Here is a 14695-nt window from a genome sequence, read left to right on the forward strand (position 1 = left end):
AGAAAATCACATTAGTCCTTCTGCGCAAAGACAGTAGCTCTCCAAAAGGCTTAGATTTCGCCAATCAGCTTCAGATTTGTGCTCAGGGGCAGCGATGCAGCCTCTGCGGCCGAACAACAGCCACTTCGGACCACAAGATTAGCTCTGGCTGAATGCTAGTGGCGGATGCGGGGAGACTACATGCGAACGGTCGCACGACGGGCGGGGACTTGGATTCGCCAAGAGGAAGGCGGCCCGGCGCGCTGGCGGGGTAGGCCAGTACGAGCCGGGCCTAGCCGGCGAGGATCGCTACAAGGCCACCGGCTGGCGAATAAATATACGCTCCTGCCAATATAACCGGGAATGCATCCATATGGATGAAGGCGAGTAAGCCGCCAAGTCTGGCTCGCCGCCGTCACCGGCGCGGCTAAATTAGCTAACTAGAAGCGCGGCCTGGTTCTCGGTCCAGGCAAGGTTTCACACGGGTTTGCAGCCAATCTCGCGAGTCGCCGATCTGCAAATCGCAGGGATCTCGTTTCTCGTTTCGGTATCTCATCATGGTGATCGTCATCAGCTGTCGCCCTGGCTTGCATCGCGGCAACCACATAATCAGCCCTGTTGGTTCGATAGTCTTCTTTTTGGGCGGACATCGTTTCCTCCCAGTCTGCTGGCCTCCCGCCTTTGGCCCTCAGGAAAGCCAGTAGCTGCCGATGCATCGTGGGAGTCTACCAATTGGGGATTGTATTAAAATGGCACACTCCATCACACGCCCCCGTAGGGGGCCAGGTTAGGCCTGAAGAGGCCATCCTCGTCACGCCCATCATCGAGTGAGATGGGCAATAAGGGAATACGGAGGGCTTTGCTGCTGCGTACCCGAATTCCCCTATTGCCCTATTCCCTTACTGCCCTATTCCCATGCTCTCATTGCGGCTCCGGATCCGGCGAATGGCCGGGATTGCCGCCGCCGCCCTTGCCTTCGTGGCAGGGCGCACCGATACCGCAGCACTTGCCGTGATAGGTGACGTTCGGCTTGAGATTGTCGCACTCCCTCGTGGTCGCCGTCTTGCAACCGGCCAGGACCGAAACCGCCATTGCCGCGATAAGGACATTTCTTGAAGCATTGAACACGAGGCGTTCTCCTTGATGAACCTCGTTTCTTGACGCAGCGCTTGGTCGCGCCTCATCGCGGAATGGTTCAAAGGGACCCCAAATAAATATTTCGAAGGTTTTTCGATGCGCGGCAGCTGCCGGCGATCACCGATTGAGCCGCGACGTACGGGCTGTTAAGGGTTAGGACCAAATCTATACTTGTCGATCGGGGGGTCAGACAATGGATGGCGGCAAGCGGAGGCTCGTGGCGGCCTGCGAGGCTGACCGCCTTTGCGCGCTTGCGGGCGGGCAGCCATGACAGCGAGCCCGGCCCGGCGGCCGGCGTGGCAGCGTGTATATCGCGAGCTCAAGCGGGCGAGGAAGCATTTCAGATCGCCATTGTCGAGCCTCGGCGGCGCGTTGGGCTGGGCCAAGCGCAAGCTCGAATATGGATATGTCGTCAGGCACCGGATCAAAGCCGCGCGCGACGGCTACAAGGCCTTGCCGGTTTCAAAGATGAAGGACAGCTTCGTGCTTGTCCGGATCATCGGCAATGATCTGGAGCCGCGGCACCGAAAGGGCCAGTCATACGACAACGCCCTGTTCATTTTGGACAATGAATCCGACTTCCCGGACTGCGAGAAGGTCTGGATCGTCAACCGGATAACGGATCCTGGCGAAGAGGCGCGCGTCATCGGCCTGTTGGAAAGCCGTGGTCAACGCTTTCACAGGATCCCGTTCGATCTCGACGCCTATCGGCAAGTTCCCTGGAACACCGACGGGCTGGCGGCGAACGAATCCAGGTTCTCCAACGCCGACAATCGGCCGGGCGGACAGAATGCGTCGCGCTACGAAACGCATATCCGGCGCCGTAAGAACCTCTATGCGATGAACAACAACGGGGCGCGCAACACGGCGCTGGAGATTGCCCGCGGGCGCGCCAAATGGCTGATGCCCTGGGACGGCAATTGCTATCTGACGCTGCCGGCCTTCCGGCAGATCCGGGCGGCGATCGAGGAGAACCCTCATTTTCGCTACCTCGTCGTGCCGATGGCGCGCATCGTCGACAATGCGCTTCTGCTCGACGAGACTTTGACGCCGCCGGCACAGGAAGAGCCGCAGATCATTTTTCGGAACGACACGACCGAGTTGTTCGACGAAGAATACGGCTACGGGCGCCGGCCGAAGGTCGAAATGCTGTGGCGGCTCGGCATCCCCGGACTATGGGACCGGTTTCGCGACGACGCATGGGACATCCCGCGCCCGCCCCTTGCGGCGGATGCCGGGCTTTTCCAGAGCGCGGGCTGGGTTGCGCGCCTTGATTCAGGGCGTTCGCATCTGGAAATCGGCCGGGCCGGTTTCCGCGCCAGGCTGGTCAAGCGCGACGAGGCGATCGTCGGCATGCTCGACCGCTGCGACGCCAGGGCGATCGCCCGAACGCTCGATCCCGCACGCCTGGCCTACTACGACGAGGACATGCTCGTTGCCGCGCGCCGGGAGCAAAACGCGCATGTTCACCAGGAGCTGCGCGCCTGCGCGGAGCAAGCGCTCCTGCGCGGTCCGTTCAGTGTCGTGGACAAGACCGGCCGTGCCCCGAGCGGCGATCCGCATGATTACTTTCAGCCGGCCCCCTATTGGTGGCCCGATCCGCGAAAGCCGGATGGCCTTCCCTTCGTCCGTCGCGACGGCGAACACGCCCCCGGCACAGCATTGTATGATGCTGCCGGCGAAGCCTACGATCGAACGCGCCTGCAACGGGTTCTCGACGACACCACCGTGCTTGCCTTGGCCACGACCGTGCTTGGCGAGGCACGCTACGCCACTCATGCCGCGCTGCTCATCCGTACATGGTTCGTGGACCCGGCGACGAGAATGAACCCGAACATGCGCTATGCGCAGGTGCGATGCGAGCGCGACAACAATGAAGGCCCGGGATATGGCATCATCGAACTCGCGGATCTCCACTTCTTTCTCGACGCGGTCAGGTTGATCGAGCGAAGCGGAGCGCTGGACAAGCGGGACAGCCAAGCCTTCAGAGCCTGGCTTTCTTCATATTGCGAATGGCTGGACACCGCGCCGGCCGCGAGATTTGAATTCCACCGACTGAACAACCACGGTGTCTTCTTCGACCTACAGCGCGCTGCCATCGCGGCATTCCTGGGTGACGGCGCGGCGCTTGCAAAAGCAGGGCTCCATGCCCGGGAAAGGATCGCGGACCAGATCGCGGCCGACGGCTCCCTGCCCGAGGAACTGTCACGCACCCGCCCGAGGCACTACGCCATGTTTACCTTGCAGGGATGGACGGCGCTGGCGCGGATCCTGTCCTCGGTCGGCGACGATCTCTGGGCCTACCGGGCGAAGGACGGACAGGGGCTGGTCAAGGCTCTGCGCTGGGTGGCGGCGCATGCCGATACACTGGCCACGATGCCCGGCGAAACATTCGACCAGGAGCGCATCCGGCCTTTGCTGGACGATCTGGCGCGGCATCATTTCGACGAAACCGTGCCTGCTGGCATGCAAGCGGAAGCAACGAAGCAGATCTTCCATCCGGACTGCGCGATCGCGCCATTCTGGATATGGCGCCGGCCCTGATCGCGCCGCTCCCCAATCACGCCGCCCCCCCAATCACGCCGCCCCCCCAATCACGCCGCCCCCCCAATCACGCCGCCCCCCCCAATCACGCCGCCCCAAGACCACGCAGCCAGGCGATCCGCCATCTTGCCTTGGTGATCAGGCCGGAGCTCGGCTTTTTGCCTTGCAGAATCCGCCGTTTGACCTTCCTCAGGATCTGATCCGATGGGTCGGCCTTCACGGCGCGATCCGCCATGGCCAGCGCCCGCCCCTGGTCCGCCTTCGCTTGCTGCAGTATCCAGGCCGAACACGCCGCGGCATAGGGATAGCCTGCTTCCGCCGCGGCAAAGAAGAACTCGAAATCCCCCGCGAACGGATATCTACGGAACAGCTCGTCGCCGAGCAGCCGCATAATCGTCAGCGGGATTTTGGGACGTTGCCGAAACTGCCGGATCATCACCGATTTGAGCACAGCTTCGCCCGAAGCATAGTCACGCTCGCGAAAACAGGCCGAGGCGATCTTCAGGGCATAGGCATCGTTTTCCGGATCGAGCGCATAGGCCTTGTCCAGGATCTCACGCGCCTGCCTGGGCTCGATCCTGTCTTCCATCGCCAGGAACGCCGCCTGATAGCCGAAGGCCGCTTCGCGCGGATGGTAGTTGGCCTGGCGATGCTTCAATTCATCGAGGACGATTTCTGCGGCGCGCGGCGCATCGAACAAGGCGGCCGCGCGCATGAGCGGGACATCGCCCATAAGCGACGCTATCTCCGCGTAGATGCTGCTTCCCGAATAGATTTGCCGGCAGCGCGCCATCAGCGCCATCTCGAAGAATGCCTTCAAGGTCTCGTCCTCGAACGCGTCGGCGCCGAAATCGCTGGCCAGCACCGCGCCGGTTTCAGCCTTGAGATAATCGAGCGTCGGACGGTGCTGGCCGATCAGCAGCGTCGCCATGCCCATCGACGAAAGCCGCGAGATGACCGCCCGGGCCAGTGTCGAAGGGATGACCTTTCCGGCAAAGATCAGGGTCGCGCGATGCTTGCCGTGCACGATATCGCCGCTGCGCAGGTGAAGCGCCGCCATCGGCTGGAGGAACCGGCTCTGATTGGCGGCATCGATGGCTTCCTTCACCGTTCTCGAAAAATCGAAACTGCGCAGCGTCTCCGACTGGGCAACGAGCCGCGCCTCATCGCCGCGAAAATGTCTCAGAATTTGAAAGTCGTCGCAGATCCAGCCGCGCAGCTTCTTCTCTTTCGCGACCTCGCCGAGGCTGCGCCCGGCAAGCGCGGCTGCGTCGAGAATGCCGAACTTGGACGCCTTGACCCTTTCGCCCAGCCAATGCCTTTCGATGAAATCGGGCGAGAAAATCCTGTCGGCGACATCGACGACGTGGAACGCCTTGTCGGCGGCGACCTTCCGGTTCCAGGTGAAGCCGAAACGATAACCGAACGTGTCGGCCAGCGTCTTGGCATTCGCCATCGCCAGCAGGCGACCGCCCAGCCCGTCGTTCCTGGTGGCGGCGATCAGTGTCGAAAGGGGATCAGGTGCCGAGACGGACATCGCCTTTCCCGACATGTTCGAGGAACCATTGATAGGTCTGTTCAAGCCCGTCGCGAAGCGAGTATCGCGGCCGCCAGCCGGTTGCGAACAGCCGCGACACGTCCATCAGCTTGCGCGGCGCGCCGTCCGGGTTCGTCGGATCGAATGTGATCCCGGCGTCTGCGCCGACGACCGAGACGATGGTTCGGGCAAGCTCCGCAATGGTGACATCCTCGCCGGAGCCGACATTGACATGGCCGTCGCCGGAATAGTTCTTCAGCAGCCAGACCAGCGCGTCGGCGGCATCGTCCACATGCAGGAACTCGCGCCTCGGCCTCCCCGAACCCCAAACGGCGATTGTCCTGCCGCCGGAGCGCTTCGCCTCATGCGCCTTGCGCAGCAGCGCCGGCACGACATGGCTGCTTGTGAGGTCGAAATTGTCGCCCGGCCCGTAGAGGTTGGTCGGCATCGCCGAGACGTAGTCGACGCCATGCTGACGGCGATAAGCCTGACAAAGCTTGATGCCCGCGATCTTGGCGATCGCGTACCATTCGTTGGTCGGTTCCAGCGGACCGGTCAGCAGCGCATCTTCCGGAATCGGTTGCGGCGCCAGTTTCGGATAGATGCAGGATGAACCGAGGAACAGCAGCTTCTGCACCTCGCTGCGGAACGCGGCCTCGATGACGTTGGTCTCAACGACGAGGTTTTCGTAAAGGAAGTCGACCGGCAGGCTGTCATTGGCCAGGATGCCGCCGACCTTGGCGGCCGCCATCAACACCGCGTCGGGCCGATGCTCGCTCATCCAGCGCCGCACGCCGGCCTGGTCGAGAAGGTCGAGCTCGCTGCGCGCGACCGTCAGGACCTCGCAATCCTCGCGCGCCAGCCGGCGCACCAGCGCTGAGCCGACCATGCCGCGATGACCGGCAACGAATATCCGCTTGCCCTTGAGGTCGAAGGTCGTGTCCATCGTGAACCGCTCTACGTCGAATGGCCGTTGCGCCAGGTGCCGCCGGCGGCGCGCGCCAGGTCGGCCTTCACCATCTCGGCCACCAGATCCCTGAAGGTGACCGTGGTCGACCAGCCCAGCCTGCTTCTCGCCTTGGAGGCATCGCCGACAAGCGCGTCCACCTCGGTCGGCCGGAAATAGCGCGGATCGACGCGCACCAGCACGGTGCCCGAAGCTTGATCGACACCGACTTCGTCGACTCCCTCGCCCTGCCAGCGGATGGTCCGCCCGGTCTCAGTGAAGGCCAGTTCGACGAACTCGCGCACCGAATGCGCGTCGCCGGTCGCAAGCACGAAATCATCCGGCTCGTCATGCTGCAGGATGCGCCACATCCCCTCGACATAGTCGCGCGCGTGGCCCCAGTCGCGCCGGGCATCGAGATTGCCGAGATAGAGCGCGTCCTGCAGCCCGTGGTGGATCGCGGCCACGGCGCGCGTGATCTTGCGCGTGACGAAGGTTTCGCCGCGCGTCGGGCCTTCATGGTTGAACAGGATGCCGTTGGCGGCGAACAGGCCGTAGGCCTGGCGATAGTTCACCGTGATCCAGTAGGCATAGAGCTTGGCTGCCGCATAAGGCGAGCGAGGCCGGAATGGCGTGTTCTCATGCTGCGGAGTTTCCGCCACCTTGCCGTAAAGCTCCGACGTCGAAGCCTGGTAGAAGCGCACCGATTTCTCGAGCCCAAGGATGCGGATCGCTTCGAGCAGCCTCAGCGTGCCCAGCGCATCGGCATTGGCCGTATATTCAGGCGTCTCGAAACTCACCTGGACATGGCTCTGGGCGCCAAGATTGTAGATTTCGCCGGGCTGTGTCTCCTGGACGAGGCGGATCAGGTTGGTCGCGTCGGTCAGGTCGCCGTAATGCAGGAAGAACCGTGTGTCGCCCTCGTGCGGGTCGACATAGATATCGTCGACGCGCTCGGTGTTGAACGAGGAGGAGCGGCGTTTGACGCCATGGACGATGTAACCCTTGTCGAGCAGCAGTTGAGCCAGATAGGCGCCGTCCTGTCCGGTCACGCCGGTAATAAGGGCGACTTTGTCTGCCCGAGCCACTTTGTCCGTCATTGTCCCACCACCCGCATAGTTCGGCAAGCGATTGCAGATTTGCAGGCGGAAGGCAAATCCCTATGCGGGGGAAGATTTAGACTAAATAGGCCAATCTCGTTCAGACGCCTGAGACGGCGCAGACGGCTTTCATCCTGTCGACGGCGAGGTCGGGGTTGGCCAGCAAACCAGCCCGATCGGCGAGGCGAAAGATGTCGGCGTAGTGGCATATGCCACGCGCCGACTGCATGCCGCCGACCATGGCGAAATGATCCTGGTGCCCGTTCAGCCAGGCCGTGAAGACAATGCCTGCCTTGTAGTATTCGGTCGGCGCCTCGAAGATCTTGCGCGACAGCGGCACCGTCGGCGCCATCAGCGCGTCATAGCCGGCCCGGTCACCCTCGCCGAGCTTTGCCAGAGCGGCGTTGGCCACCGGCGCGATGGCGTCGAAGATGCCGAGCAGCGCATGCGAGTGCCTCTTGCCGTCGCCGGCGATCAGCTCCGGATAGTTGAAATCGTCACCCGTGAACATCACCACGCCGTCAGGGAGGCGATCGCGAAGCAACACCTCCTTGCCGGCATCGAGCAGCGATATCTTTATGCCCTCGACCTTGTCGGCATGCCGCTCGATGATGGCGACGACGGTCTCCAACGCTGCATCGAAATCGCCACTTCCCCAGTAGCCCTTGAGCGCCGGATCGAACATGTCGCCCAGCCAGTGCAGGATCACCTTGCCGGAAGCCTGTGAAAGGATGCGCTCGTAGACGCGCGCATAGTCGTCCGGTCCCTTGGCCACCGCCGCCAGCGCGCGGCTCGCCATCATGATCGCCTTGCCGCCCTCGCCTTCGATGAAGGCGAACTGCTCCTCATAGGCACGGATCACGTCGTCCAGCGTCTTTGCCGCCGCGGGCGCCAGATGGTCGGTGCCGGCGCCCGAAGCGAGATCGGCGCCTTTCACCGTCCGCGCCTCGGCGATCGAGCGACGGATCAGTTCCTTTGCGTTAGCCCAGTCGAAGCCCATGCCGCGCTGTGACGTGTCCATGGCTTCGGCGATACGGAAACCGAGCCGCCACAAATGATGGCGAAAGGCCATGGTCTTGTCCCAGTCGACCACCGGCCGCGACCAGGGATCGGTCATGGCGAACGGATTGACGACGACATGGGCGGCGGCATAGGCGACGCGCGGAAAATCCGCGCCGATGACCGGCTCCGCCGGTTGGCCGACGAGCCGGTAGCCGACACGGTCGCCATTCTCCGCAGGCAGGATGATGTCCATCGAAATCTCCCTTTGCGGCAGCCTATAAATGGAACGTTCCAATAAATCAAGAACCTTTATGATTCTTGCAGCTGAAGCGATCCAATGTTGCGTCATGCCCCTGGGTCCCGCATTTTCGGGCTATCCATCAATTTTTCGAATTTCGCGAGAATCCCGATTGACTCCGGTTTGGCACAGCGTTTAGAACGTTCCAATAGATTTAAAGCCGAACGCGGAGGAAAGCACGGACATGGCCAGCCGGGCCAAGGCGACGATCCTGGATATCGCCCGCGAGGCCGGCGTGTCCAAATCGACGGTATCGCTCGTGCTGCAGGGCAGCGGGCTGATCCGGCCTGAGACCGCGGTCAAGGTGCGCAAGGCGATCGAGGATGTCGGCTATGTCTACAACCGCGGCGCCGCCAATCTGCGCAAGGCGCATTCCAACGTCATCGGCATGGTGATCAACGATCTCACCAACCCCTTCTTCGCCGAGCTGGCGGTCGGCATGGAGCGCGTCTTCCAGGCCGCCGGCATCGTGCCCTTCATCGCCAACACCGCGGAAAACCCCGTGCGCCAGGAAGAAGTGCTGAAGTCGCTGATGGAGCAGGGCGTCGCCGGCCTGATCGTCTCGCCTGCGCGCGGCACCACGCCCGGCGCCTTCCGCCGCATCGAGGCCGCCGGCGTGCCGGTCGTCTTTGCCATGCGCCGTCTGCCCGAGAGCCGCATACCGGCGATCGCGCCCGACAATCATCGCGGCGCCTATCTCGCCACCCAGCATCTGATCGGCAAGGGCCACCGCCGGCTGGCCTTCTTCGGCGGTTCGTCCGACCTCGTGGTCTATCACGACAGGCTCGGAGGCTTCATCGAAGCCTGCGAGACGCTTGGCATCCCGGCCGCCAACCGAACGATTGTCGAAGGAGAGACCAGCCGCAGGGGCGGCATGGCTTGCCTGGAAACCGCGCTTGCAGCGGCCGAGCCGCCGACGGCTGCCCTTTGCTTCAACGACGCCGTCGCTTTTGGCGTGATGCTGGCGCTGCGCAAACGCGGCCTGGAGGCCGGGGCGGATTTCGCCGTCGTCGGCTTCGACGACGTGGCCGAGGCCGAGCACTATATGCCGGCGCTGACCAGCGTCGCTGTCGACACCGCCGGCCTCGGCGAGCGCGCCGCCCACGTCATGCTGAAGATGATCCAGTCGCGCACGACGCGCGCCGAGGATCATATCGGCGCGGTCAGCCTGGCCGTCAGGGAGAGCTGCGGCCCGGATCGCAATGCGCGCGACGCTGGAATGGGAGATGCGGCATGAGCGTGAGATGGGGCCTGATCGGCGCGAGCACGATCGCCAGACAGTTCATGATCGACGCCATCCGTGCGCAGGCCGACGGCGAGGTCGCCGCCGTGATGAGCTCGAGCCCGGAGCGCGCTCAGGCCTATGCCAGGGAAAACGGCATCCCAGCCGCCGCCTCGACGCTGGACGCGCTGCTCGCGGCCGACATCGACGCCGTCTACATCTCGACCACCAACGAGCTGCACCTCGAACAAGGACTTGCCGCGATAAAGGCCGGCAAGCATGTGCTGTGCGAAAAGCCGCTGGCGCTGACCAGCGCCGATGCGCGCAAGATGGTTGCGGCGGCAAGGAAAGCCGGCATCGTGTTCGGCACCAACCATCATCTGCGCAATGCGGGTGCCCACCGCGCGATGCGCGAGGCGATTGCGGCCGGGCGCATCGGCAAACCGATCGCCGCGCGTGTCTTCCATTCGGTCTTCCTGCCTGAAAACCTGCAGGGCTGGCGCATCACCAAGCCCGAGGCCGGCGGTGGCGTCGTGCTCGACATCACCGTCCACGATGCCGACACGCTGCGCTTCGTGCTCGGCGACGATCCGGTCGAGATCTCGGCCTTCACCCAATTGGCGGGCATGGCCAGCGGCGGGCTGGAGGATGGCGCCATGTGCATCTGGCGCTTCAAGTCCGGCGTCATTGCGCAATCGCACGAGGGCTTCATGACGAAGTTCGCCGGCACCGGCTTCGAGGTGCATGGCTCCGAAGGCTCGCTGATCGCCACCAATGTCATGACGCAGAAGCCGGTCGGCTCGGTGCTGCTGCGCACGGCAAACGGCGAGGAGGAACTGAGCTTCGACCGCGAGGACCTCTACACCCGTTCGCTGCGCCAGTTCCATGCCGCGATCCGCGGCGAGGGACAGCCTTCGGCCACCGGCGAGGACGGCATCTGGTCGCTGGCATCGGCTGAAGCAGCGCTGCAATCGTCGAAGGCCGGCAAGGCGGTGACCATCGACCCACAACTCGGGAGCCTCGCGTGAGCAAGCTCGTCTCGGCGGCCCATGCCGCCAGCCTGATCAAGGACGGCATGGTCGTCTCGGTGTCGTCGTCGAGCGGCCTCGGCTGCCCCGACGCCGTGCTTGCCGCGATCGGCGAGCGCTTCGATGCCGAAGGTCATCCGAAGGCGATCACCACCCTGCACCCGATCGCCGCCGGCGACATGTACGGCATTAAGGGCATCGATCACCTCGCCAAGCCAGGGTTGCTGAAGCGCACGCTCTGCGGCTCCTATCCGTCCGGCCCTTCTTCCTCCGAGCCGCCGCAAATCTGGAAGATGATCGGCGACAACTCGGTCGCCGCCTACAACGTGCCCTCGGGCATCCTGTTCGACATGCATCGCGAGGCCGCAGCGAAACGGCCCGGCGTGCTGACCAAGGTCGGCCTCGACACTTTTGTCGACCCGCGCCACCAGGGCTGCGCCATGAATGAAGCGGCCAGCGAGCCGATCGTTTCGGTCGAGCAGTTCGACGGTGAGGAATGGCTCTATTTCCGCGCCATCGTCCCCAACATCTCGATCATCCGCGCCACCTCCGCCGACGAGCGCGGCAACCTCACCTACGAGCATGAGGGCGCCTATCTCGGCGGGCTGGAGCAAGCTTTAGCCGCCCGCAACAATGGCGGCATCGTCATTGCACAGGTGAAGCGCGTCGTCGAAAACGGCACGCTGAAGCCGCATGACGTCCGCGTGCCCGGCGTGCTGGTCGACCATATCGTGGTGCAGCCCGACCAGCTGCAGACGACGCAGACGCCTTACGATCCGGCGATCTCCGGCGAGATCTTCCGCCCGCTCTCGACTTTCCGCACGCCGGAGATGAACGTCCAGAAGGTGATCGCGCGCCGCGTCGCCATGGAATTGCGCGACGGCATGGCCGTCAACATCGGCTTCGGAATTTCCGCCAACGTGCCGCGCATCCTGTTGGAGGAAGGCCAGCACGGCAAGGTCACCTGGGTGATCGAGCAGGGCGCGGTCGGCGGCGTGCCGCTGCTCGACTTCAAGTTCGGCTGCGCCTCCAACGCCGAGGCGATCATGCCTTCGCCGCACCAGTTCATCTACTTCCAGGCCGGCGGCTTCGATGCTTCGCTGCTCTCCTTCCTGCAGATCGACCGCCACGGCTCGGTCAATGTGTCGAAGCTTTCGGCAAGGCCGCATGTCACGGCCGGCGCCGGCGGCTTCGTCGACATAACCGCGCGGGCGAAGAAGATCGTCTTCTCCGGTTTCTTCAACGCCGGCGCGAAACTCTCGCTGGCCGATGGCGCCATCCGCATCGACCAGGAAGGCAAGGTGAAGAAGGTGGTCGAGGAGGTCGAGCACATCTCCTTCTCCGGCAAACGCGCGGTCGCGCAAGGCCAGGACATCACCTATGTCACCGAGCGCTGCGTAATGAAGCTGACGCCGGACGGGTTGATGGTGACCGAGCTGGCGCCCGGCATCGATCTCGAACGCGACGTGCTGGCGCAGGCCGACATTCCGCTCGCGGTCGCCAACGACCTCAAGGTCACGCCTGCCGCCCTCTATCAGGATCGGCCAATCGGCCTGTCGCTCAATGGCGGCGCCTCGCTTGGAGGCACGCATGGCTGAGCGACTCGTCACCTTCGAGCAGGACGACGCCATCGGCATCGTTACGCTGCGCCGGCCGGAAAAGTTCAACGCGCTCGACGTTCCGATGCTGCGCGCACTCGAAGCAGCACTGGATGAGGCAGAGCTGGCCGAGGGCGTCCGCGTCGTGCTGATCCGTGGCGAAGGCAAGGGCTTCTGCGCCGGCGGCGACGTCGAAGCCTGGGGCGCGATGAGCGCCGCCGATTTCCAGGTACAATGGGTCCGCTATGGCCACCGCGTCTTCGACCGGCTGGCGCGGCTCAGGCAACCGACCATCGCCGTGCTCTCCGGCCATGCGCTGGGCGGCGGGCTGGAATTCGCCGCGGCCTGCGATTTCCGCGTCGCCGAAACTCAGGTAAAGCTCGGCTTCCCTGAAACCTCGATCGGCGTCGTGCCCGGCTGGTCCGGCACGCAGCGTGCGGTGCGCCGCTTCGGCGCGCAGGCGGTGCGGCGCATGGCAATAGGGGGCGAGATTTTTCTGGCGGCCGATGCACTCGCGCTCGGCATCGTCGACCGCGTCGTGGAAGGCGGCAAGGCGTTCGATGAATCCAAAGCCTGGGGCGAAAAGATCGCGGAACGCGGCCCGCTGGCGACCGAAGCCGCCAAGCTGATGATCGGCATTGCCGAGGGCGAGGAAGATTCTGCCGCGACCGAGGCGCTGGCCAGCGGCTTCATCGCGCTGACTGGCGACCTCAAGGCCGGCGTCGGCGCCTTCAAGGCCAAGCGGAAGCCGGCCTTTTCGAGATCCTAGGGAAAGAATGATGAACGCACCCCTCAACATTGCCATGCCTGCCGAGGCGTCCCGGGCGCCGAAGGCCTACAAGCTTTTGATCGACGGCAAGCATGTCGACGCCCGTGACGGTCACACCATCGAGCGCATGAGCCCCGGCCACGGCTTTGCCGTGTCGCGCTACGCCCAGGCGGGCGCTGCGGAAGTGGAAGCCGCGGTCCAGGCCGCGCATAGAGCCTTCGAGACCGGCCCATGGCCGCGCATGAAGGCTTCCGAGCGCGCCGCGGTGCTGCTCAAGGCGGCCGACCTGATCGAGGCCCGGCTTGAAGAGATCGCCCGGCTCGACGCGTTGGAATCCGGCAAGCCGATCGCCCAAGCGCGCGGCGAGATCGGCGGCGCCGTCGACATCTGGCGCTATGCGGCTTCGCTTGCCCGCACGCTGCATGGCGAAAGCTATGCCAATCTCGGCGATGCCATGCTGGGCGTGGTGCTGCGTGAGCCGATCGGCGTCGTCTCGATCATCACGCCCTGGAATTTCCCGTTCCTGATCGTCAGCCAGAAGCTGCCGTTCGCGCTCGCCGCCGGCTGCACGGTGGTGGTGAAGCCGAGCGAGATGACCTCGGCCTCGACCTTCGTGCTCGGAGACATCCTGCTGGAGGCCGGCCTGCCGGCGGGCGTCGTCAACATCCTCGCCGGTTTCGGCGCCGATGTCGGCGCGCCGATGGTCAGCCATCCGCTGGTCGAGATGGTCTCCTTCACCGGCTCGACCCGCGTCGGCAAGATGACCATGGCGGCGGCCTCGAATTCCTTGAAGAAGGTCTCGATGGAGCTCGGCGGCAAGAACGGCCAGATCGTCTTCCCCGACGCCGATCTCGAGGCGGCGGCGGACGCGGCGGTGTTCGGCGGCTTCTTCAACGCCGGCGAATGCTGCAACGCCGGGAGCCGGCTGATCGTGCATCAGGCGATCGCCGACGACTTCCTCAGGACCGTCAAGGCGCTGGCCGGGAAGGTCAGGGTCGGCGATCCGCTTGACGACCGCACCAAGGTCGGCGCCATGATCTCCGCCGACCACATGGCAAAGGTAGCCGGCTATGTGAGCGCCGCGAAAACCGACGGTGGCAGCGTTTACAGTGGCGGCGGACAGCTCACGTCCAACGCCGGCCAGTATCTCGATCCGACCATCGTTAGCAACGTCACCGAGGACATGGCCATCGCCCGCGAGGAAGTATTCGGGCCGGTGCTGTCCGTGCTCACTTTTGAAACGATTGAAAAGGCATTGCACATCGCCAACAACACGCCCTATGGTCTGTCTGCGGGAGTGTGGAGCGCCAGCATCGACACATGCATCTCGGTGGCGCGCGGTGTGCGTTCGGGGACGGTTTGGGTGAACACGTTCATGGAAGGTTATCCCGAACTGCCCTTCGGCGGCTACAAGCAGTCCGGTCTCGGACGCGAACTCGGCAAACGTGCCGTCGAGGATTATACCGAGGAAAAGACCATTCAGTTTCATCGCGGCCAGCGCACCGGGTGGTGGGTCGGCTGAGTTGGGAGACCCC

Annotated in this window: 11 protein-coding genes; 6 read left to right on the plus strand and 5 right to left on the minus strand. The window is 64.0% G+C overall.

The genetic code is table 11. From position 1 onward, the window contains the following. Positions 1-900: 900 nt before the first annotated feature. A complete protein-coding gene (locus RFN30_RS17865; RefSeq protein ID WP_320263393.1) occupies positions 901-1107 on the minus strand; it encodes a hypothetical protein in 207 nt (68 codons plus the stop codon). Positions 1108-1383: 276 nt separating this feature from the next. Between RFN30_RS17865 and RFN30_RS17870 the strand changes: the two genes are divergently transcribed. Further along, positions 1384-3660 carry an alginate lyase family protein gene (locus tag RFN30_RS17870; RefSeq protein WP_320263394.1) on the plus strand — a complete coding sequence of 759 codons (2277 nt, stop codon included), beginning with the start codon at positions 1384-1386 and terminating at the stop codon, positions 3658-3660. An 85-nt stretch (positions 3661-3745) separates the two neighbouring features. Here RFN30_RS17870 and RFN30_RS17875 read toward each other — a convergent pair whose 3' ends face one another. The 4 genes from RFN30_RS17875 to RFN30_RS17890 form a co-directional block, all read right to left on the minus strand. Beyond that, positions 3746-5197: a hypothetical protein gene (locus RFN30_RS17875; protein ID WP_320263395.1), complete on the minus strand. Its 1452-nt coding sequence runs from the start codon at positions 5195-5197 to the stop codon at positions 3746-3748. Beyond that, positions 5178-6143, minus strand: a complete 966-nt coding sequence (fcl, locus tag RFN30_RS17880) for a GDP-L-fucose synthase (RefSeq protein ID WP_320263396.1) — start codon at positions 6141-6143, stop codon at positions 5178-5180. The genes RFN30_RS17875 and fcl overlap by 20 nt, the downstream gene beginning before the upstream one ends. 11 nt (positions 6144-6154) lie before the next feature. After that, positions 6155-7243 carry a GDP-mannose 4,6-dehydratase gene (gene gmd / locus RFN30_RS17885; protein ID WP_320263397.1) on the minus strand — a complete coding sequence of 363 codons (1089 nt, stop codon included), beginning with the start codon at positions 7241-7243 and terminating at the stop codon, positions 6155-6157. Positions 7244-7343: 100 nt separating this feature from the next. Then, positions 7344-8498: a dihydrodipicolinate synthase family protein gene (locus tag RFN30_RS17890; RefSeq protein ID WP_320263398.1), complete on the minus strand. Its 1155-nt coding sequence runs from the start codon at positions 8496-8498 to the stop codon at positions 7344-7346. A 229-nt stretch (positions 8499-8727) separates the two neighbouring features. On the opposite strand from RFN30_RS17890, the gene RFN30_RS17895 reads away from it, so the two are divergent. The 5 genes from RFN30_RS17895 to RFN30_RS17915 are packed head-to-tail and all read left to right on the plus strand — an operon-like array spanning position 8728 to position 14682. Next, positions 8728-9780 carry a LacI family DNA-binding transcriptional regulator gene (locus RFN30_RS17895; RefSeq protein WP_320263399.1) on the plus strand — a complete coding sequence of 351 codons (1053 nt, stop codon included), beginning with the start codon at positions 8728-8730 and terminating at the stop codon, positions 9778-9780. Then, complete coding sequence (locus RFN30_RS17900) at positions 9777-10793, plus strand: Gfo/Idh/MocA family protein (RefSeq protein ID WP_320263400.1); 1017 nt, start codon at positions 9777-9779, stop codon at positions 10791-10793. The genes RFN30_RS17895 and RFN30_RS17900 overlap by 4 nt, the downstream gene beginning before the upstream one ends. Beyond that, positions 10790-12391: an acyl CoA:acetate/3-ketoacid CoA transferase gene (locus tag RFN30_RS17905; protein WP_320263401.1), complete on the plus strand. Its 1602-nt coding sequence runs from the start codon at positions 10790-10792 to the stop codon at positions 12389-12391. Before RFN30_RS17900 ends, RFN30_RS17905 begins: the two co-directional genes overlap by 4 nt. Then, positions 12384-13160, plus strand: coding sequence for an enoyl-CoA hydratase/isomerase family protein (locus tag RFN30_RS17910; RefSeq protein ID WP_320263402.1), 777 nt, complete (start codon positions 12384-12386; stop codon positions 13158-13160). Before RFN30_RS17905 ends, RFN30_RS17910 begins: the two co-directional genes overlap by 8 nt. Before the next feature lie 10 nt (positions 13161-13170). Then, entirely contained in the window at positions 13171-14682 is a 1512-nt protein-coding gene (locus RFN30_RS17915) for an aldehyde dehydrogenase family protein (protein WP_320263403.1), read from the plus strand. Positions 14683-14695: the final 13 nt, after the last annotated feature.

Source organism: Mesorhizobium dulcispinae, from assembly GCF_033977345.1.
In the GTDB taxonomy this organism is placed as follows: Bacteria; Pseudomonadota; Alphaproteobacteria; order Rhizobiales; family Rhizobiaceae; genus Mesorhizobium; species Mesorhizobium dulcispinae.

Coding starts and splice junctions, on each gene's coding strand:
- RFN30_RS17875 (WP_320263395.1), bottom strand. CDS start 5,197: ATGTCCGTCTCGGCACCTGATCCCCTTTCGACACTGATCGCCGCCACC.
- RFN30_RS17915 (WP_320263403.1), top strand. CDS start 13,171: ATGAACGCACCCCTCAACATTGCCATGCCTGCCGAGGCGTCCCGGGCG.
- RFN30_RS17910 (WP_320263402.1), top strand. CDS start 12,384: ATGGCTGAGCGACTCGTCACCTTCGAGCAGGACGACGCCATCGGCATC.
- RFN30_RS17890 (WP_320263398.1), bottom strand. CDS start 8,498: ATGGACATCATCCTGCCTGCGGAGAATGGCGACCGTGTCGGCTACCGG.
- RFN30_RS17900 (WP_320263400.1), top strand. CDS start 9,777: ATGAGCGTGAGATGGGGCCTGATCGGCGCGAGCACGATCGCCAGACAG.
- RFN30_RS17895 (WP_320263399.1), top strand. CDS start 8,728: ATGGCCAGCCGGGCCAAGGCGACGATCCTGGATATCGCCCGCGAGGCC.
- fcl (WP_320263396.1), bottom strand. CDS start 6,143: ATGGACACGACCTTCGACCTCAAGGGCAAGCGGATATTCGTTGCCGGT.
- RFN30_RS17870 (WP_320263394.1), top strand. CDS start 1,384: ATGACAGCGAGCCCGGCCCGGCGGCCGGCGTGGCAGCGTGTATATCGC.
- gmd (WP_320263397.1), bottom strand. CDS start 7,243: ATGACGGACAAAGTGGCTCGGGCAGACAAAGTCGCCCTTATTACCGGC.